The sequence below is a fragment of the Achromobacter sp. JCM 18799 genome (genome assembly GCF_055395645.1).
This window is the reverse complement of record NZ_AP043866.1, coordinates 1,041,396-1,058,526: the sequence shown is the minus strand read 5'-3', so window position 1 is coordinate 1,058,526 and position 17,131 is coordinate 1,041,396. Positions and strand designations below refer to the sequence as shown.

Below are 17,131 nucleotides of genomic sequence, written 5' to 3'. Positions count from 1 at the left end.
CGCGGGATTTTACCCGCGCGGGGCGTCCGGCTCGTCCAACAGCCGGGCCGCGGGCGATTCGGCCGCCGCCCCGGCGCGGAAGTAGCCCATGACGGTGGCCACGCTGGCGTGTCCGGTCATGGCCATGGTGTCGCCCAGCGGCACGTTCCGCCGCCCGGCCTCGGTCACGAATCCGGATCGCAGGCTGTGCGCCGAAAACTCGCCTTCCAGGCCGGCCAGCTTGCAGCGTTCCCGCACGATGTCCCGCACCGCGGCCGCGGCCAGCGGCTCGCCCAGCACGTCGCCGCGCCGCACGCGCCGGAACAGCGGACCTTGCGTGATGCCGCTGGCGCGCAGCCAGGCATCGAGCGCCTGCGCAGCTACGCCCACGATGGGCTTCTGGTCATTGGCGCGGTGGGCGCCCGCCTGGTTGGTCTTGGAGTACGCCAGCGCGTACAGAAAGCCCTCGGCCGTGCGCCGCGTGTTTTCCATCGTGGCGTGCACGACTTCGGAGCGCCTGCGCCCGCCGCTGGCCCAGGCGAACAGCAGCAGGGCGCGGTCGCGCAGCCCGCGCAGCGAGTCGTCGCAGGTGGCCAGCATGGCCTCCAGCGGTTCGCGCGTCAGCGCCACCTTCTTGGCGGGCGCCACGCCGCGCCGGGCGTAGGCGCGCCGCGTCCTGGCAAGCAGTTCGCGCACCGCGGCCGCGCGGCAGGGGTTGGGGTGGCCTTGAAGTTCGTGCGCCTTGGACAGCACGGAGATGCGCTGCAACAGCGTGTTGAGGCTGGGCGCACCCAGCCTGCCTTTGGCTTTGAGCCGGACCAGTTCCTGGTCCAACGCCAGCGGCAATTCCCATTTCAGGCCTTGCTCGGTGGACCGCTGCGCATGGTCGACCACGAACTGGACCACGGCGGCTTCCGGCAAGGGCAGGGCAAAGGGACGGGCGTAGCGCAGTTCGAACCAGGCGCTCCAGTAGCGGATGGCGGCGCGGTAGCTGGCGACCGTGTTGGCCGAACTGCCTTCGCGCATCAGGGCGCGGGCGGCAGCGTCGGCCTGGGCGTCCAGGGTCAGCGGGTCCAGAGCGGGAAGCGGCGCCTGCGTTTTCAGCTGTGTCATGGTTGAAGAGGGTGGAAAAATCATATTTCATACATATTATTATGTATGCTGTATGATATCTAACATTAATATCAATTTACCCACGATAAGGTTCCATTATCGTGGGTAATTATCCTACAGATGCCGAATCCGGCACGGAGCACGCGCATGGCCACCGGAATTACCGAAACTGACGTCTGGACCGCCGCCGACGCCTTGCTGCTGGAGGGCGCGCGGCCCACCATCGAACGGGTGCGGCAGAAGATCGGCCGGGGTTCGCCCAACACCGTCAGCCCCTATCTCGAAACCTGGTTCCGTTCGCTGGGCGCGCGCATCAAGGACCCGGGCGCGTTCGCGGCGCCCGCGGCCGTACCCGACCCGGTAGCGCAGGCGGCCTCGCACTTCTGGGAAGCCGCCTTGGCCGAGGCCCGCGCGCAGCAGGAACAGGCCTATCGCGGTCGCTGGGAAGAACTGGCGCGGGAAGGGGAGCAGCTCGCCTCCGACGCCGAACAGCTGCAGCAGCGCGAAGCCCAGCTTGCGCATCGCGAACAGGATCTGCAGGAAGCCCTGAGGGTGGCCACTTCCCAATTGGCCGCCGCCGAAGACCGGCTGCTGGCGGCCGAACAGCAGTTGCGCCAACGCGATGAACTGCTCAGGCGCAACCAGCTGCAGCTGGAGGACGCACGCGGCGCCACGCAGGCGGCGCTGGCGGAAAGCGAGAAGATCCGCACCCAGCATGCCCAGGCGCTCGACGCGCTGGAAACCCGCCACACTGCCCACGAGCGCCGCTGGCTGAACGAACTGGACAGCGAACGCGGCGCCGTCAAACGCTTGCAGACCCGGCTGGACGAGGCGCAGGCCGCCAGCCAGCAGCAGGCGGCGCAGGCGCGCAAGGCGCTGGAGCAGGAACAGGAGCTGCGCCGCCAGGCCGAACATAAGGCGCAGGCTGCGGGCGGCGAGATCCAGGCCCTGCAAGCGCGCCAGCAAGCCGATCAGGCCGCGGCCAGCGCGGCGCGGGCGGCAGCGCGTGAACGCGAAATGGCGCTGGAATCCCGGCTGGCGGCGGCCGAGCAACGCGCGTCCGACTACCTCGCGCAGCTGAAAGGGAAGGATGAGCAACTGGGCGAACTGACCCGGCATCTGCTGGCGCAAGTCCAGCGGCAGGATCCGGGGCAGGCGCGGCCGGAGCATCCGCGGGCCTAGCGCCGCGCGCGCAGCCTGGCGCATCACCGTTTGCGGTTCGCGGCAAAAGGATGCGCTGCATGCCCCCGGCGACCCGATTCGGATTATTGTTATAGGCATGGCGAAGCGCGCAACGCGCCCCGCCACGCGGCACATATATATAGCGACGCAGTAACCCGGCCAGCCGGAGGAACTATGTCATTTCGCGTGATTGCCTCGATGCTCTGCGCGCTGTTGCTGTGGCTGCCTCCATCGCCTGGGTATACCCAGGCGACAAAGGGCAAAGGCGACCCGCTGGCGCTGGCCTACAACATGAAGCCCTGGACCGGGGATTTCGACGGCATGGTCAAGCGCAGGCAGGTCCGCGTGCTGGTGCCTTACAACAAAACCCTGTATTTCCTGGACAAGGGCGGCACGCAGCGCGGCATCATCGCCGAGATGATGACCGAGTTCGAGAACGACCTGAACCGGCAGCTCAAGAACAAGAACATCCGCGTGTACGTGGTGCTTCTGCCGACCTCGCGCGAACGCCTGATTCCCGATCTGCTGGCGGGCAAGGGCGACATCGTCGCGGCCAACCTGACGGTCACCGAGGAACGCCGGAAGCTGGTCGATTTTTCCACGCCGCTGGCGTCGGGCGTGCCGGAGCTGGTCGTGGCCTCGCCAGGCGCGCCCGAGCTCAAGTCGCTGGACGATCTTTCCGGGCAGGAAATCTTCATCAACCCCGTCAGCAGCTACTACGGCAGCGTCAAGACATTGAACGCGGATCTGGAGGCCAGGGGCCTGAAGCCCGCGGTCATCCGCGATGCGCCCGGCAACTTCGAGACCGATGACATCCTGGAGATGGCCAGCGCGGATCTGGTCAAGTACACCGTCGCCGACCGCTACCTGGCCAATTTCTGGAAGCAGATCTTCCCGCAGATCAAGGTCTACGCGAACCTGGAGATCGACAAGGGCAACGACATCGCCTTCGCCTTCCGCAAGAACTCGCCCAAGCTCGCGGCGGTGCTCAACCCCTTCATGGAGAAGAACCGCGTCGGCACCTCTTTCGGCAACCAGCAGCTCACCAAGTACCTGAAATCCGTGAAATGGGTGAAGGGCGCCACCGACCCCGAGGAAATCGAGAAGTTCCACCGCCTGGCGGAGTTCTTCCGCAAGTACGGGGATGAATACAACATAGACTGGCTGCTCATGATGGCCCAGGGCTACCAGGAGTCGCGGCTGGACCAGGATGCCAAGAGCTCGGTCGGGGCGATAGGCGTCATGCAGATCATGCCGGCCACCGGCAAGGAACTGAAGGTAGGCGATATCCGGCGCGAGGAGTTCAACATACACGCCGGCGTCAAGTACATCCGTTTCATGATCGACCAGTACTACGCGAAAGAGCCCATGACGGACTTGAACAAGGGACTGTTCGCTTTCGCTTCCTATAACGCCGGCCCCGCCCGGATCAACCAGCTGCGCAAGGAAGCCGCCGCCAGCGGACTGGACCCGAACGTCTGGTTCGACAATGTGGAGCGGGTGGCGGCCGAGCGCATCGGGCGCGAAACCGTGCAATACGTGAGCAATATCTTCAAGTACTACATCGCCTATACGCTGGTGCGCGCGCAGGGCGCGGGCGACGGCGCGGGGACGCCGCGCTAGCCGGAGGCGGCGCCGCTTGCGGGCCGCCACGGTGTATATCCGCGGGTTTTTCGGATAAATTCGCCACAGGCGCATCCGCATGCACCCATCCGGCAGACGCCCCGCCGGCATCGATGCGCCACAGATCAGGGCTGCCGGCCCTGTCAGGAGCCGCGGTTGAATCCTCTTCCACGCCAGACGGTCGATCTCGCCCGCATCATCCTCGTCATCGTGATCCTGGCCGGCCTGATGGCAGGCAGCGTCTACATCCTGCGCCCGTTCCTGCCCGGCCTGGTCTGGGCCACCACGATCGTCGTGGCGACCTGGCCGGTCATGCTGGCGATCCAGCGCTATTGCGGCGGACGGCGCTGGATGGGTACCCTGACCATGCTGGTCATCCTGCTGTTCGTCATCGTGCTGCCGCTCTACGAGGTGATCTCGACGCTGGCCTTGCACAGCAGCTCGATCATGGCCGCGGTCAAGAGCCTGCCCGACTACGCGCTGCTGGCGCCGCCCGCCTGGGTCCACGGCATTCCACTGGTCGGCCCCAAGATCGCGCAGGAATGGCAGACCCTGTCGGACGCCGGCGCCGGCGGCCTGCTGGCCAAGCTCGAACCGTATCTGACAAGCGCCGCGGCCTGGCTGCTCGGGCATGCCGCCATCGTCGGCGCCTTCATGATGCACATGCTGATCACCGTGGTCGTGGCCGGCATCCTCTATACCAAGGGCGAGGTGGCGGTCGATTTCGTGCGGCGCTTCTTCAACCGGCTGGCGGGCCAGCGCGGCCTGGCGGCCGTCAAGCTTGCCGGGCAGGCGATACGCGCCGTGGCGCTGGGCATCGTCGTGACCGCCGTGGTGCAGTCCGGGCTGGGCGGGATCGGCCTGTGGATCGCGGGCGTGCCGGCTGCCGGCATCCTTACCGCGCTGATGGTGATGCTGTGCCTGGCGCAGCTGGGGCCATTCCTGCCGATGCTGGCTGGCGTGGTCTGGTTGTTCCAGAACGACATGAAGCTGGCGGCCGCGGTCCTGCTGGTCTGGGCGGTGCTGGTGGCGATGCTGGACAACCTGCTGCGGCCGTTGCTCATCAAGCGCGGCGTCAACCTGTCCTTGCTGCTGATCCTGGTGGGCGTGCTGGGCGGACTGTTTGCCTTCGGCATCGTGGGCCTGTTCATCGGCCCGGTGATCCTGGCGGTGACCCATACGCTGCTCAACGCCTGGATCGAAGAAGTGCCGCCGCCCGCCGCGTTGGACGCGGAAACGGAGCCCGCCGCAACGCCCGCGGAACGCGCCGGATTTCCGCCGGTCTGAACGCCGCCGGCATCGGCTGCCAGCCAGGCCGCGCCGGGCAGCCTGCCAGGGAAGGGCGTAACATCTGCCTCACGTCGCGGGCGCATTGCCCGCTTTTCTGGCAACACCCCGGCAATACCTCATGACGATGCACCCTCTGGCGCCGCTGCAAGGCGGCTACTCTTCCTGGTCCGAAGCCCTGCCCGAAGCACGGCTCGAAGCACGGCTCGATACACGGCCTGGTTCCACACCCGGCCCCGCGGCTTTCCCGCACAAGGCGGTGGCGCGATGAGCGAAAGCGTACGCCTGGCCAAGCGTCTGGCCTCCGAACTGTCCTGCTCGCGCGGCGACGCGGAACGCTACATAGAGGGCGGTTGGGCCGCCGTGGACGGCAAGCAGGTCGAGGAGCCCGGCTATCGGGTGGCGCCCGGCCAGTCCGTGGGCCTGTTGCCGGGCGCGCGCCTGGAAGACGCGCGTCCCGTGACCGTACTGCTGCACAAGCCCGCCGGCCTTTACGCCAATGACGAGCCCGGCTCCGCGCGCGACCTGATCCTGCCTGAGAACCTGATGCCCGGCGACCGTTCCGGGCAGCGCTACCTGAAGCGCATGTTCAATGGCCTGAAGCTGGTCACGCCGCTGGAGCGCGCAGCCAGCGGCCTGGTCGTCTACACGCAGGAATACCCGATCGCCCGCAAGCTGGTGGAAGAAGGGCGTTACGTGGAGCAGGAGTACGTGGCCCAGGTGTCCGGCCAGCTCAGCGCCGCCGACCTGGCGCGCCTGCAGCGCGGCATGGCTTACGACGGCCGCGCCGCCACGCCCATGAAGGTCAGCTGGCAGAACGAAACCCATCTGCGCTTCGCCCTGAAGACGCCCGCGCCCGGCTTCATCGAGTACGTGTGCGATGCGGCGGGATTGCGCCTGCAGGCCCTGCGCCGCATCCGCATCGGCCGCCTGCCGATGGCCGGCCTGGGCCTGGGGCAATGGCGCTACCGCCTGGACTACGAACGCTTCTGACGGCAGCAGGGATGACCATGGAACAAGCGCAGCAAGGCCAGCGACCACAGCGCGATCCCGGACGCCGGGGTTTCTTGATCAATGCCGGCGCCCTGTGCCTGTCCGCCGCCTTGGCCGGCTGCGCGGCGCCCAAGCCTGCGCCGCGCCGCGCACCGCAGTCGGCCAAGCCCGGCTCCGTCGCGCCCCCGGTTGTCAGCAGCGCCGCAGCCCCCGTGCCCGCCCTCAAACCCGGCGCGCGCATCGCCATCGTGGCGCCCGCGTCCGCCGCGCTGGATGCCGCGGACGAAGCAGCCGAATGGCTGTCCGCGCGCGGCTACGTGCCGCAGGTCATGCCGGCCGCGCGTTCACGGCTAGACGCCCCCTATGACTATCTGGCGGGATCGGACGCCGACCGGTTGGCCGACCTGCATGCGGCGTTCGCCGCGCCCGATATCGGCGCCGTCTGGTGCCTGCAAGGCGGCTTTGGTTCCTGGCGCCTGCTGGATCAGCTGGACTTCGATCTGCTGCGCCGCCACCCCAAGCCGTTCATCGGCTATAGCGACACCACGGCCCTGCATCTGGCCATGCAGCGCCGCGCCGGTTTCGTCACGTTCCACGGGCCGATGCTGGCGCAGGACCTGCTGGCCGGCAAGCGCGAACCCACCGAATCGAACCTGCTGTCCATGATCAGCGGCCAGGTGGGGCAGGGGGCGTGGATCACGCCGCCGCCTTACGCCACCGCCACGGAACTGATACCGGGCACGGCGACCGGACGGCTGATCGGCGGCAATCTGGCGCTGATCGGCGCACTGATCGGGTCCGATAGCGAAATCGACACCAGCGGCGCCATTCTTTTCATCGAGGACGTCAACGAAGCCTTGCCTCGCATCGACCGGCTGTTGAGCCAGTTGGCTGCGGCGGGCAAGTTCGATGACCTCAAGGGAGTACTGGTCGGCAACTTCACGCGCATCCTGGGCGTGCCGGGCGACGATGCCCAGGCGCAGGGGCTGCTGTACCCGCTGATACTCGACCAGTTCCGCTCGCGCGGCATTCCGGTGCTGGCGGGATGGCCCAGCGGCCATGGCGATCCGAACCTGACCTTGCCGTTGGGCGCACAGGTCACGCTGGACACGGCGCGTGGCGGATTGCGGCTGGAGCAAGCAGTGGCGGTGTGACCCGAAATGATCCATTAATGAGGCATAAAACTTGGCTACGCCTTATTAAAATAGCATTCTTAAATACAAAAATGACTCATTAATAGTGCAAATTACCAAGCAACGCACTATTATTGATTCATGAAAAAGAAGATCGAACCCAGCTTCGATGCCGCCATGGCGCTTGCGCGCCTTGGCGCCAACATCCGCACCGCCCGGTTGCGCCGCGCCGAAACCGAGTCCATGCTGGCTGCCCGCATGGGCGTGTCGCGCGCCACGGTCACGCGCCTGGAACGCGGCGACGGCGGCGTGTCCCTGGCGCTGGCCATGGAAGCCCTGCTGCAGTACGGCTATGCGGACCAGGTCTACGCCCTGGGCGACCCCGACCTGGACGGCGTAGGCAAACGCCTGGACGCGGTGCGCCGGCCCAGCCGGGGCAGCGGCAAAACGCCCAACACGCACCGCGCCGATCCCACCCAGCTGTAGTGCCACGCAAAACGTGAAAGCAAGAAAACACAAATCGGTGGAAAGCGAGCTGTATGTCTATGTCGACATCCGCGGCGAGGCCGTGCTCGCCGGCCTGCTGACGCTGGACGATTCGGACGAAAGCCGCTTCTACGCCGAATTCACCTATGTGCAGTCCTACGTGAACGACCCGCGCGCCTTTGCGCTGGATCCGCTGAACCTGCCGCTGGTGGATGCGCGCACCACCTTCCGCACCGAAAGCCGCTACGAAACGCTGGGCGCGATCTTTGACGCCGCGCCCGACGCCTGGGGCCGCAACGTCATGCGCGTGGACAACGCCGGCGCTCGCGTGACCGAGGACGAAGTGCTGCTCAAGGGCCGCGGCATGGGCGTGGGGGCCTTGTTCTTCAGCGCCCGCCGGCTCACGCCGAACATGCGCAAGACCTACCGCCTGCCGGAACTCAGCCAGGTGGAATCGCTTGCCGACCTGCTCGCCGACATCGACCAGGGCGTCAAGCCCAAGGGCCTGTACCGCGACATCCTGGGCAGTTCCTGGGACATCGGCGGCGCGCGCCCCAAGACCATCGTGCGCGACGAGCGCGGCGAAATGTGGATCGCCAAGTTTCCGCGCAAGGGGGATTCCTACGACCGCCAGCGCGTCGAGTACGCCAACCTGCAGATGGCGCGCGCCATCGGCATGACGGTGCCCGAGATCCGCCTGGCAGAAACGCATCTGGGCGCGGTCCTGCTGACGCACCGCTTCGACCGCGAACTGCTGCCGGCCGGGCAGGGCGCAACCCCGATCGTCGCGCGCCGCCATTTCCTCAGCGGCGCAGCGCTGATCAGCCCCTCGGCGCAGATCGGCAAGCGCGAGCTCGACGAGGCGCGCGGCAAGGCCACGTATTCCTACGCGCGGCTGGCGGACGTCACGCGCCGGATTTCGTCCAACCCGGTGCAGGACCTGAAAGAGCTGTACGCGCGCATGGTCCTGAACGTGGCCGTCCACAATACCGACGACCACCTGAAGAACGTCGGCTTCGTGAAGGACGAGGGCGCGCAGACCTACCGGCTGTCGCCCCTGTTCGACGTGGTCACGCAGGAAGGCTCCGCCAGGCACTACCTGCACATCGGCGCGGCCGGCCGCGAAAGCTCATTCCAGAACTGCCTGAGCGAGTACCGGCGCTTCGGCCTGCGCTCGGAAGCCGTCGCGCGCGGCATCCTGGAGCACGTGCGCGAGGTGGTGGCGCAGCGCCAGCGCTATTACGGCATGGCAGGCATGACGGCTCAGGAAATCGGGTATGTGGAAGCGTCCTTGATGGCCTGGCGCCACGCCGCATGACACGCCCGCGCCGGCCTTACACCCGCCTGGCCGACCAGTTCCCCCCGCCGGCGGCGCTGCCGTTCATCTGCTTGCCGTTCACCGTCCCGGTATAGCGCACGCCGTTGGCGACAAAGGAGATCTCGGCGCCGTTCAGCCGCGCCTCCGAAATCGGCGCGCCGCCCAGCTTGCCCGACAGGCGCTGGTAGCGCTGCTCCAGCTGCAGGGGCTGGCCGTCCACCTCCCAGTTGCCTGCCACCTTGGCGGGCACGATCCACAGGAGCGCCGTGCAGTAGGTGTTGCAGTCCTGCCGGATGGTTTCCTCGGCGTCCGGCTCCCAATCGCCCATGCGGAAGGAGTTCGACACGATGCGGGTGCCCGGCGCCAGTTCCAGCAGCTTGGGCCGCAGCTTTTCGTTGATGGTCGACAGCAGGAACATGGTGATCACGTCCGCCTGCGACAAATCGGTGGCGAACAGGTCCGCCGTCACGAAGGTGGCGCGGTCGGCAACGCCGGCGCGCTGCGCGTTGCGGCGCGACAGTTCGACCAGATCCGGGTTGTACTCGATGCCCTGGGCCGTCAGGCCGCGCTGGGCCGCGGTAATGACGGTGCGTCCATCGCCCGAGCCCAGGTCCATCAATCTGTCCTTGGGCGTGACCTTGGCCATGTCCAGCATCGTATCGACCAGGGCCTGGGGCGTAGGCACCCAGATGACGTCCTTGCCGTCCTGACCGACGTCGGGCACGTACTCTTTCTGTTCCGAGGGCTGCGCGGTGGCGGCCAGCGACGGCAGCGGAGCGCATGCCAGCGCCAGCGCGGCTGCCGACGCGATCAAGGCGCCGCGCAACGGCGGCATGGCGGTACGGGCGGCGGATCCGAAGGATTGAATCGCGATGTGCATGATGTGGACTCCTTGCAGGTAAGGCATGCGGACGGAACCGCCGCCCCGGGGGAAACAGTGATCAGGCCCGCGGCTGCGCGGGACCCAGCAGGCGCAGCAGCGGCAGGCCCGCCGCCAGCACCGCCAGCCCGATCAGCGCGCCGGCGCCGGCGTACATGGCGCTGGACACCACCAGGCCCGCGCAGGTCAGCGCCAGCAGCAGCGGGGGCAAGGGATAGAGCGGCACGCGGAACGGGCGCGGCCGGTCCGGATCGATGCGCCGCAGCCGCCACACCGAGGCCGCAACCAGCAGCATGAAGATCCAGAACACCGGCGCGGTGTAGGCGACCAGGGTCTGCACGCTGTTCTGGCTGAAGGCGCCTAGCGCGATCAGCGCAAGCGTGATCGCGCCCTGGACCAGCAGCGCGGAAGCGGGCGTCTCGCCTTGCGCGTTCCACGCCGCCAGCGCGCGCAGCCGCGGTACGTCGCGGCCCAGGGCGCAATACACCCGCGCGCCGGTGATGATGGTGCCGTTGATGGTGCTGAGCGCCGTGGCGCAGATCGTCAGGCTGAGCAGGGCGGCTGCGTAGGGGCCGGCCGCCAGCTGCATCACGTCCGCCCCCAGCGCTGGCGTATCGCGCAGTCCCTGCAGGCCGAAGATCTCCAGCAGCGCCAGGTTGGTCAACACGTACGCGCCCGTCACCAGCAGCGTGCCGATCAGCAGCACCCGGCTCATGTTGCGGCCCGGATCGCGCAGCTCGCCGCTGAGATAAGCGGCTTCGTTCCAGCCGCCGTAGGTCAGCAGCACGAACACCATGCCCATGCCCAGCAGGCCCGCGGTATTGCCGGTCAAAGGCAACGGTTCGGCATCGCTGCGCAGCGGGCTGTCTCCCGCGGCGGCCAGGCTGGCGATCAGCACCGCCGCCAGGGCCGCCACCGTCAGCGCGGTGAACACCCATTGCAGCCGCTTGGAATAGCGCGTTCCCGCCACGTTCAAGGCGGTCAGCGCCACCACCGATATCGCCGCGTGCAGGGCAGGGCCGTACGGACCGAGGGGCGCGAGCCGTTGCGCGTAATCGCCATAGATATAGGCGACCACGGCGATGGCGCCGGTCTGGATGACAGAGCAACGCGCCCAGGCGAACATCAGTCCCACCTGCCGCCCCCAGGCCCGCGTCAGATACAGGTATTCGCCGCCCGCGCCGGGATAGGCCGAACCCAGCTCGCCGTAGCAAAGCGCGCCAACCAGCATCACCAGGCCGCCCGCGCACCATAAGGCGATGTACATCGCCTCGGAACCCGCGTGCTGCGCCACCAGCGGCGGAAAGCCGAATATGCCGATCCCGATCACCACGCCTACCAGCACCATGGTGGCATCCATCACCGATAAACCGGCCGACGCGCGCGGCTGGAGCAACAGGGCCGGATTCGCGGACGAACGCAGGGTGGGCTGTGTCATCGGATGCTCTCGGTTGGGCGCGGCGGGCGCGCGGAGACGGCGCCATTTGGGGACGGTGCCTGACAATCACCTGAACAATTTGCGACCAGTGTGCAAGCGGGAAAGTTTCTTCGGGTTTTCCCGAAACAATCGCTGATTTCTTGAATTCAGCGTAGATTCAGCATCATCCAAACTATAAAAATAACTCTCTATGCCATTGATTTTTAGATGATTATTTATGTTCTTGAAGTGTTTTATTTAAAGTGATTTCTTAGCATTGAATCACGCTCGATATGGCTGACCTGCCGCGTTATGCTGGTTGCGCCGGACGCGCGCCACACGAGCGGCCGCCGCGCAGGGAAGGGAAGGGAGCCAAACCGTAATTCAGGAGCAGCGACATGAAGCTATCCATACGCGTGGCCACGGCAGCGCTGGCGCTTTCCGGACTGATGGGCCTGGCGCCCGCCGCGATGGCGCATCACGGCTGGTCTTGGGCCGAATCCGAACAGATGACGCTGCAAGGCACGGTCCAGCAAGTGCAGATTGCGCCCCCGCATCCCTGGCTGGACGTGCGCGCCGACGACGGCGTCTGGCGCGTGGAGCTGGGCAATCCCACCCAGACCAAGGACGCCGGATTCGTCGAAGGCTCCGCCAAGCCGGGCGACGCCATCACCGCCATCGGCAACCGCGACCGCGAGTCGGACGCCAAGCGCATGAAGGCCGTCCAGATCAAGGTGGGCGGCAAGACCTACGACATTTATCCCAGCCGCATCAAGAAGCCCTGACCGGCCGGGCCATGCCTGAGCTGCTGCGCCTTGCGCTCGAACAGCTTGAGATCCTGCCGCCGTCGATCTGGCTGCGGCGGTGGAGCACGCTGTACCTGCTGGTGAACGCCGCCCACATCGGCGCCATCGGCCTGCTCATAGGCTCCATCGTTCCGCTGGACCTGCGCCTGCTGGGGCTGCTCAAGCCCGGACCGCTGGCTGTACTGGCGCCCGTGTTCGCCAGGACCGCGGCGGCGGGCTTGGCGCTGGCGGTATTGACGGGCGCCATGCTTTTCAGCGTCCAGCCGCTGGAATACCTGGCGAATCCCGCGTTCGGAATCAAGATGGGCCTGTTGGCCGCGGCCGCGGCCAATGCCGTGCTCGCGCGCCGCAGCAAAGCCTGGCAGACGGTGCAGGGCGCAGGCAGGGCGACGGGCGCCATGCGCGTGCGCGCAGGCGCCTCGCTATTTCTATGGCTGGCTTGTCTGGTGGCGGGGCGCTGGATCGGGTTCCTGTCTTAGCAGCCAGGACCTTGCGCGTGCGGCGATCGCAGCGCCCGGGCATTCAGCGCGCGGCGTCGGCCACGGCCTCGACCGTGATGCGCAGTTGCACCTCGTCGCTCACGCCTGGCGCGAACGCATCCACGCCGAAATCGCTGCGCTTGACGACCGTCATGGCGTCAAAGCCGATGGCCGGACGCTGCGCCATCGGATGGATGCCTTGCTTGTTCTGGCGCGCCTGCAACACCACCGGCTTTTCGATGTCCTTGATGCGCAGGACGCCGCTGATGCTGAGATTGCCATTGCCGTGGTCGGCCACCGAGGTGCTCTTGAACTGGATCTCCGGATACTTGGCCGCCTGGAAGAACTCGGCGCCTTGCAGCATTTCGTCCAGCTTGGGCACGTGCGACGTCAGGCGCGCCACCGGCACGCGCAGGTCGACGGCCGACTTCGCGGGTTGAGCGGCGTCGTAACGGATGACGCCCGTCACGGCCCCGGCATGCGCGGTGGGCTTGGAGAAACCCAGGTGGTCCCAAGTCACCACGACTTCCGTGTGTTCCGGGTCGATCTGGTAGTCCACGGGCGCGGCGTGCGCCGGCAGGCTGCCCAAGGCCAGCAGCGAGGCGGCCAGAAATGCTGCGTAGGTGTGCTTCATTCGATTCTCGGTATGTTTGGCGTCTGGAGGAGCCAGGACGCGCATTCCGTCAGCCCGCCAGCTTAAAACGCGCTGACAGCAACGGCACGGAAGAAGGATAGGAAAGGATGCAATACCGCGCTAGTACGCCGAAACTGACTGCAGCGTTCCAGTTTTGATGCCAATCAAACCGATACGATAAGTGGCAGTGCTGGCCGGGCCTCGCGCGCCGGCCAGCCCGCCGCCGTCAGGAAGCCTGGGCTTCGGCCCGTGCGCGCTGCACGGCGGGTCTTGCCGCGACCCGGGCCAGATAGGCCGCGAGCTTGGGGAACTGCGCAAGGTCGACGCCGTCGCCCTCCAACCAGCTGCCTATCGTAAAGAGATAGCCGTCGACCACGCTGTAGCGCTCGCCCGCCGCCCAGGGACCGACGATCTGTGATTCCAGATAGGCGGCGCAGGCGGTCATGGTCTGCGGCACCTTGGCCTGCATGGCGGCGTGCGCGGCCGGATCGTCGGCCCAGCGCGCGCCGCGGCGCTTGTGCGCGTGGGCCACGTGGGCGGTGGACGCCAGATAGCTCGCCAGCTCCTGCATGCGCGCGAAGGCGAAGGGATCGTCGACCGGCGCCAGTTGCGCGGCCGGAAAGCTCTGCGCCACGAAGGCGAGCAGGGCAGGGGTCTCGGTCAGCACGCCGTGCTCGGTCGCCAGCGCCGGCACGCGGCCCTTGGGATTGACGCGCAGGTACTCGGGGCTCTGCTGCTGCCCGGCGCCCATGTCGAGCTTGACCAGGTCGAAATCGGCGCCCGCTTCATGCAGGGCGATATGCGTCGCCAGCGCACAGGTGCCAGGGGCTGAGTAAAAAGTCCAACGGGACATCCGCATCCTCTACTTTCTATGGTTGAAAAGCCAAGTCGCCGCAACGGGCTGCCGGCTACAGGGTAGCCCGATCACTTGCCTGCGCCAAGTTTGGCGGCGACGCGCAAGAAGCGGCGGCATTGTCTGATCTACATCAGGCGGCAATCCGAATTGGCTGCGCGTTGCCATTCGTCCACGGCATCTGCTCCGTCTTGCGTGATAGCATCTGCGCCGATAAGGAACCGCCGAATGCACGCATCTGCCCATGCCCGTAGACGTTGGGTCGCGCTGGTCGCGATGGCCCTGTTCGTCTTCCAGGCGCTAATCGCGTCTTCGGCGCTGGCGGCCTCGGGCATCGGAACGGGCCAGGCAGGCATCACCACCATCGTCTGCACGGCCAGCGGCCCGCGCGTGGTGACGCTGGATGCCGATGGGCAAAAGCAGGGTGCGCAGCAGCAGCACAGCGGCGCTTTGCCGCACTGCTGCACCGCGGGCTGCGCCATGCTGAGCGACGCGCTGCCGCCCGCAATCATGCTGCTGGCCTGGCTCCTGCCAGCCGCAGCCCCCGCAGTCCATCCCCCGGCCGCCGAACCCAACATTGCAAGCGCCTTGACCCGGCTGCCGCAACGGTCGCGCGCGCCGCCGCCATCCGCCTGACCCTCTCCCCAGAATTCAACGACATGCCATCCGCGCAGCCCGTGTTTCCGCGGGCCTGAGCGCTTGCGCCAGCGTCATCGGCGCGCAGCGGGCCATGGTCCTTTTGCGCCGCGCGGGGAGGGTCCCCCTTTCGTCACGCCCATGCGCAGACTGCGCGCTCCTGTCACGCCTTCCTTAAGGGGAGACGGCCGCGCCGCCCGTCTGCGCCTGCCATCGCACGTTCCCGATCGACAGACACCAGACATGACCATTAACCAAGAATTCCTGCGCCTGAGTTGCCTGGCCGCCGCAGTGGCCGCCTCATTTCCCGCCTGGCCCCAAGCCGCCGGCACGCCCGACGTCTACACCACCGATCCCGTGGTCATCACGGGCGTAGAACCCAGCGCGCCGTTGACCTTCACCACGGATCCCAAGATCCCGCGCCAGCCGCTGCCGGCCAGCGACGGAACCGACTATCTGAAGACGATTCCCGGCTTCTCGGCCATCCGCAATGGCGGCACCAACGGCGATCCCGTGCTGCGGGGCATGTTCGGCTCGCGCCTGAATCTGCTGACCAACGGCACGTCCATGCCAGGCGCCTGCCCGGCGCGCATGGACGCGCCCAGTTCCTATATCTCGCCCGAGAACTTCGACCAGCTCACGGTCATCAAGGGGCCGCAGACGGTGCTGTGGGGACCCGGCGCGTCCGCCGGCACGGTCAAGTTCGACCGCGACACGCCTCGCTTCACGGCGGCCGGCGTGCGATTCGACGGCAGCCTGACGGGCGGCTCGTTCGGCCGCAACGACCAGGCCGCCGATCTGACCTTGGGCAACGACAAGGTCTACACGCGCATCACCGCCAACCATTCCCACTCCCAGGACTACAACGACGGCGACGGCAACACCGTGCCTTCGCGCTGGGACAAGTGGAACGCCGACCTGACCCTGGGCTACACGCCTGACGCCGACACGCTGTACGAACTGACCGCGGGCACGGGCGATGGCGAAGCGCGCTATGCCGGCCGCGGCATGGACGGCTCCCAGTTCAAGCGCGAGAGTTTCGGCCTGCGTTTCGAGAAGCGCAACCTGGGACCCGTGCTGGGCAAGGTCGAAGCGCAGCTGTACTACAACTACGCCGACCATGTGATGGACAACTACACGCTGCGCGCGCCGGACCCCATGAGCGCCATGCCCATGGCCATGGCGGCCGACGTGGACCGCGCGACCTGGGGCGGCCGCTACGCCGGCACCTGGGAACTGTCGCCGGATGTCAGCCTGGTCACCGGCCTGGATTTCCAGCAGAGCCGCCATCGCTCGCGCAGCGGCACCGACACGGTGCCGTACAGCAGCCAGAGCTGGGTCAAGGACGCCGACTTTTCCAACACCGGGTTGTTCGGCGAACTGACCTGGCGCGCCGCGCAGGACAGTCGCGTCATCGGCGGGGCGCGGATCGACTGGGCCTCGGCCAAGGACTTCCGCCAGGGCACAGGCTCGATGATGATGCCCATGCCCAATCCCACTGCGGATGAACGCCGCAAGGACACGCTGCCCAGCGGCTTCCTGCGATATGAGCAGGATCTGGCCACGCTGCCGGCCACGGTCTATGTGGGCCTGGGCCACGTCGAGCGCTTCCCCGATTACTGGGAGCTGTTCTCTCCGGACCAGGGGCCTGCCGGGTCCGTCAACGCCTTCCAGGGGGTGAAGCCCGAGAAAACCACCCAGCTGGATTTCGGCGCGCAGTATAAGACCGAAGCACTGGACGCCTGGTTCTCAGGCTACGCGGGTTACGTCAATGACTTCATCCTGTTCAGCTACACCTCGGGCGGCATGATGGGTCCGGCGTCGCAGGCCAGCAATGTCGATGCGCGCATTGCTGGCGGCGAACTCGGCGTCTCATACAAGCCCGCGCCCGCGTGGAAACTGGGAGCCACGCTCGCGTATGCCTGGGGCGAGAACCGCAGCGACGGCAGGGCGCTGCCGCAGATGCCGCCGCTGGAGGCCAGGCTAAGCGCCGCCTACGATGACGGCACCTGGTCGGCCGGAGCGCTGTGGCGCATCGTGGCCGCGCAAAGGCGCTACGCCTTGAACGAGGGCAACGTCGTGGGCAAGGACTTCGGCCCAAGCGCGGGCTTCGGCGTTTTCTCCGTCAACGGCGGCTACGCGGTCAACAAGCAGGTTCGCCTGTCGCTGGGTGTGGACAATCTGTTCAACAAGACCTACAGCGAACACTTGAACCTGGCCGGAAATGCGGGTTTCGGCTATGCCGCCAACACCGCAGTCAATGAACCGGGCCGCACCGTCTGGGCGCGCGTGAGCTTCAAGTACTGACGCGC

At 67.0% G+C, this 17,131-nt stretch carries 17 protein-coding genes; 12 read left to right on the top strand and 5 right to left on the bottom strand.

The window, feature by feature from the left end; translation table 11 throughout:
• Positions 1-9 precede the first annotated feature (9 nt).
• Positions 10-1,092 (bottom strand): site-specific integrase, encoded by a 1,083-nt coding sequence (locus ACZ5YA_RS05105; RefSeq protein ID WP_464092147.1) that lies wholly within the window; start codon positions 1,090-1,092, stop codon positions 10-12.
• A gap of 147 nt (positions 1,093-1,239) precedes the next feature.
• Between ACZ5YA_RS05105 and ACZ5YA_RS05100 the strand changes: the two genes are divergently transcribed.
• The 8 genes from ACZ5YA_RS05100 to ACZ5YA_RS05065 all read left to right on the top strand — a co-directional run bounded on the left by ACZ5YA_RS05100 (position 1,240) and on the right by ACZ5YA_RS05065 (position 9,114).
• Positions 1,240-2,274, top strand: coding sequence for a DNA-binding protein (locus tag ACZ5YA_RS05100; RefSeq protein WP_464092146.1), 1,035 nt, complete (start codon positions 1,240-1,242; stop codon positions 2,272-2,274).
• 174 nt (positions 2,275-2,448) lie between these two features.
• A complete protein-coding gene (locus ACZ5YA_RS05095) occupies positions 2,449-3,897 on the top strand; it encodes an MltF family protein (protein ID WP_464092145.1) in 1,449 nt (482 codons plus the stop codon).
• A 156-nt stretch (positions 3,898-4,053) separates the two neighbouring features.
• Positions 4,054-5,184 (top strand): AI-2E family transporter YdiK, encoded by a 1,131-nt coding sequence (ydiK, locus tag ACZ5YA_RS05090; protein WP_059376105.1) that lies wholly within the window; start codon positions 4,054-4,056, stop codon positions 5,182-5,184.
• A 121-nt stretch (positions 5,185-5,305) separates the two neighbouring features.
• Positions 5,306-5,455 carry a hypothetical protein gene (locus tag ACZ5YA_RS05085; protein ID WP_306632670.1) on the top strand — a complete coding sequence of 50 codons (150 nt, stop codon included), beginning with the start codon at positions 5,306-5,308 and terminating at the stop codon, positions 5,453-5,455.
• A complete protein-coding gene (locus tag ACZ5YA_RS05080) occupies positions 5,452-6,177 on the top strand; it encodes an RNA pseudouridine synthase (RefSeq protein ID WP_280015537.1) in 726 nt (241 codons plus the stop codon). Before ACZ5YA_RS05085 ends, ACZ5YA_RS05080 begins: the two co-directional genes overlap by 4 nt.
• A 212-nt stretch (positions 6,178-6,389) precedes the next feature.
• The gene (locus ACZ5YA_RS05075) at positions 6,390-7,331 is read left to right on the top strand and encodes a S66 peptidase family protein (protein ID WP_464092830.1); all 942 of its coding nucleotides are present in this window, start codon (positions 6,390-6,392) and stop codon (positions 7,329-7,331) included.
• Positions 7,332-7,451: 120 nt separating this feature from the next.
• Complete coding sequence (locus tag ACZ5YA_RS05070; protein ID WP_464092144.1) at positions 7,452-7,796, top strand: helix-turn-helix transcriptional regulator; 345 nt, start codon at positions 7,452-7,454, stop codon at positions 7,794-7,796.
• A gap of 13 nt (positions 7,797-7,809) precedes the next feature.
• Entirely contained in the window at positions 7,810-9,114 is a 1,305-nt protein-coding gene (locus ACZ5YA_RS05065) for a type II toxin-antitoxin system HipA family toxin (protein WP_419343350.1), read from the top strand.
• 16 nt (positions 9,115-9,130) lie between these two features.
• Here the strand turns inward: ACZ5YA_RS05065 and ACZ5YA_RS05060 are convergent, their stop codons facing one another.
• Positions 9,131-9,994 carry an SAM-dependent methyltransferase gene (locus ACZ5YA_RS05060; RefSeq protein WP_464092143.1) on the bottom strand — a complete coding sequence of 288 codons (864 nt, stop codon included), beginning with the start codon at positions 9,992-9,994 and terminating at the stop codon, positions 9,131-9,133.
• Between the two features lie 61 nt (positions 9,995-10,055).
• On the bottom strand, positions 10,056-11,354 hold the full coding sequence (locus tag ACZ5YA_RS05055) for an APC family permease (RefSeq protein WP_464092829.1): 1,299 nt from the start codon (positions 11,352-11,354) through the stop codon (positions 10,056-10,058).
• Between the two features lie 455 nt (positions 11,355-11,809).
• Here ACZ5YA_RS05055 and ACZ5YA_RS05050 point away from each other — a divergent pair, with 455 nt between their 5' ends.
• On the top strand, positions 11,810-12,196 hold the full coding sequence (locus tag ACZ5YA_RS05050) for a DUF6152 family protein (RefSeq protein WP_118933064.1): 387 nt from the start codon (positions 11,810-11,812) through the stop codon (positions 12,194-12,196).
• 11 nt (positions 12,197-12,207) lie between these two features.
• Complete coding sequence (locus ACZ5YA_RS05045; RefSeq protein ID WP_464092142.1) at positions 12,208-12,696, top strand: DUF2214 domain-containing protein; 489 nt, start codon at positions 12,208-12,210, stop codon at positions 12,694-12,696.
• 43 nt (positions 12,697-12,739) lie between these two features.
• Here the strand turns inward: ACZ5YA_RS05045 and ACZ5YA_RS05040 are convergent, their stop codons facing one another.
• Together ACZ5YA_RS05040 and ACZ5YA_RS05035 are read right to left on the bottom strand one after the other, a co-directional pair.
• A complete protein-coding gene (locus ACZ5YA_RS05040; protein ID WP_118933066.1) occupies positions 12,740-13,330 on the bottom strand; it encodes a YceI family protein in 591 nt (196 codons plus the stop codon).
• 226 nt (positions 13,331-13,556) lie between these two features.
• Positions 13,557-14,183, bottom strand: a complete 627-nt coding sequence (locus tag ACZ5YA_RS05035; protein WP_059376222.1) for a glutathione S-transferase family protein — start codon at positions 14,181-14,183, stop codon at positions 13,557-13,559.
• A 228-nt stretch (positions 14,184-14,411) separates the two neighbouring features.
• Here ACZ5YA_RS05035 and ACZ5YA_RS05030 point away from each other — a divergent pair, with 228 nt between their 5' ends.
• Both ACZ5YA_RS05030 and ACZ5YA_RS05025 read left to right on the top strand, forming a co-directional pair.
• Positions 14,412-14,819 (top strand): DUF2946 family protein, encoded by a 408-nt coding sequence (locus tag ACZ5YA_RS05030; RefSeq protein ID WP_464092141.1) that lies wholly within the window; start codon positions 14,412-14,414, stop codon positions 14,817-14,819.
• A gap of 243 nt (positions 14,820-15,062) precedes the next feature.
• Positions 15,063-17,126, top strand: a complete 2,064-nt coding sequence (locus ACZ5YA_RS05025) for a TonB-dependent copper receptor (RefSeq protein ID WP_464092140.1) — start codon at positions 15,063-15,065, stop codon at positions 17,124-17,126.
• Positions 17,127-17,131 lie beyond the last annotated feature (5 nt).

Excerpts from the sequence above, each read along its gene's own strand:
- ACZ5YA_RS05100 (WP_464092146.1), top strand. The coding sequence starts at position 1,240 with ATGGCCACCGGAATTACCGAAACTGACGTCTGGACCGCCGCCGACGCC.
- ACZ5YA_RS05050 (WP_118933064.1), top strand. The coding sequence starts at position 11,810 with ATGAAGCTATCCATACGCGTGGCCACGGCAGCGCTGGCGCTTTCCGGA.
- ACZ5YA_RS05095 (WP_464092145.1), top strand. The coding sequence starts at position 2,449 with ATGTCATTTCGCGTGATTGCCTCGATGCTCTGCGCGCTGTTGCTGTGG.
- ACZ5YA_RS05025 (WP_464092140.1), top strand. The coding sequence starts at position 15,063 with ATGACCATTAACCAAGAATTCCTGCGCCTGAGTTGCCTGGCCGCCGCA.
- ACZ5YA_RS05080 (WP_280015537.1), top strand. The coding sequence starts at position 5,452 with ATGAGCGAAAGCGTACGCCTGGCCAAGCGTCTGGCCTCCGAACTGTCC.
- ACZ5YA_RS05055 (WP_464092829.1), bottom strand. The coding sequence starts at position 11,354 with ATGGATGCCACCATGGTGCTGGTAGGCGTGGTGATCGGGATCGGCATA.
- ACZ5YA_RS05060 (WP_464092143.1), bottom strand. The coding sequence starts at position 9,994 with ATGCACATCGCGATTCAATCCTTCGGATCCGCCGCCCGTACCGCCATG.
- ACZ5YA_RS05105 (WP_464092147.1), bottom strand. The coding sequence starts at position 1,092 with ATGACACAGCTGAAAACGCAGGCGCCGCTTCCCGCTCTGGACCCGCTG.
- ACZ5YA_RS05040 (WP_118933066.1), bottom strand. The coding sequence starts at position 13,330 with ATGAAGCACACCTACGCAGCATTTCTGGCCGCCTCGCTGCTGGCCTTG.
- ACZ5YA_RS05035 (WP_059376222.1), bottom strand. The coding sequence starts at position 14,183 with ATGTCCCGTTGGACTTTTTACTCAGCCCCTGGCACCTGTGCGCTGGCG.
- ACZ5YA_RS05070 (WP_464092144.1), top strand. The coding sequence starts at position 7,452 with ATGAAAAAGAAGATCGAACCCAGCTTCGATGCCGCCATGGCGCTTGCG.
- ACZ5YA_RS05045 (WP_464092142.1), top strand. The coding sequence starts at position 12,208 with ATGCCTGAGCTGCTGCGCCTTGCGCTCGAACAGCTTGAGATCCTGCCG.
- ACZ5YA_RS05030 (WP_464092141.1), top strand. The coding sequence starts at position 14,412 with ATGCACGCATCTGCCCATGCCCGTAGACGTTGGGTCGCGCTGGTCGCG.
- ACZ5YA_RS05085 (WP_306632670.1), top strand. The coding sequence starts at position 5,306 with ATGACGATGCACCCTCTGGCGCCGCTGCAAGGCGGCTACTCTTCCTGG.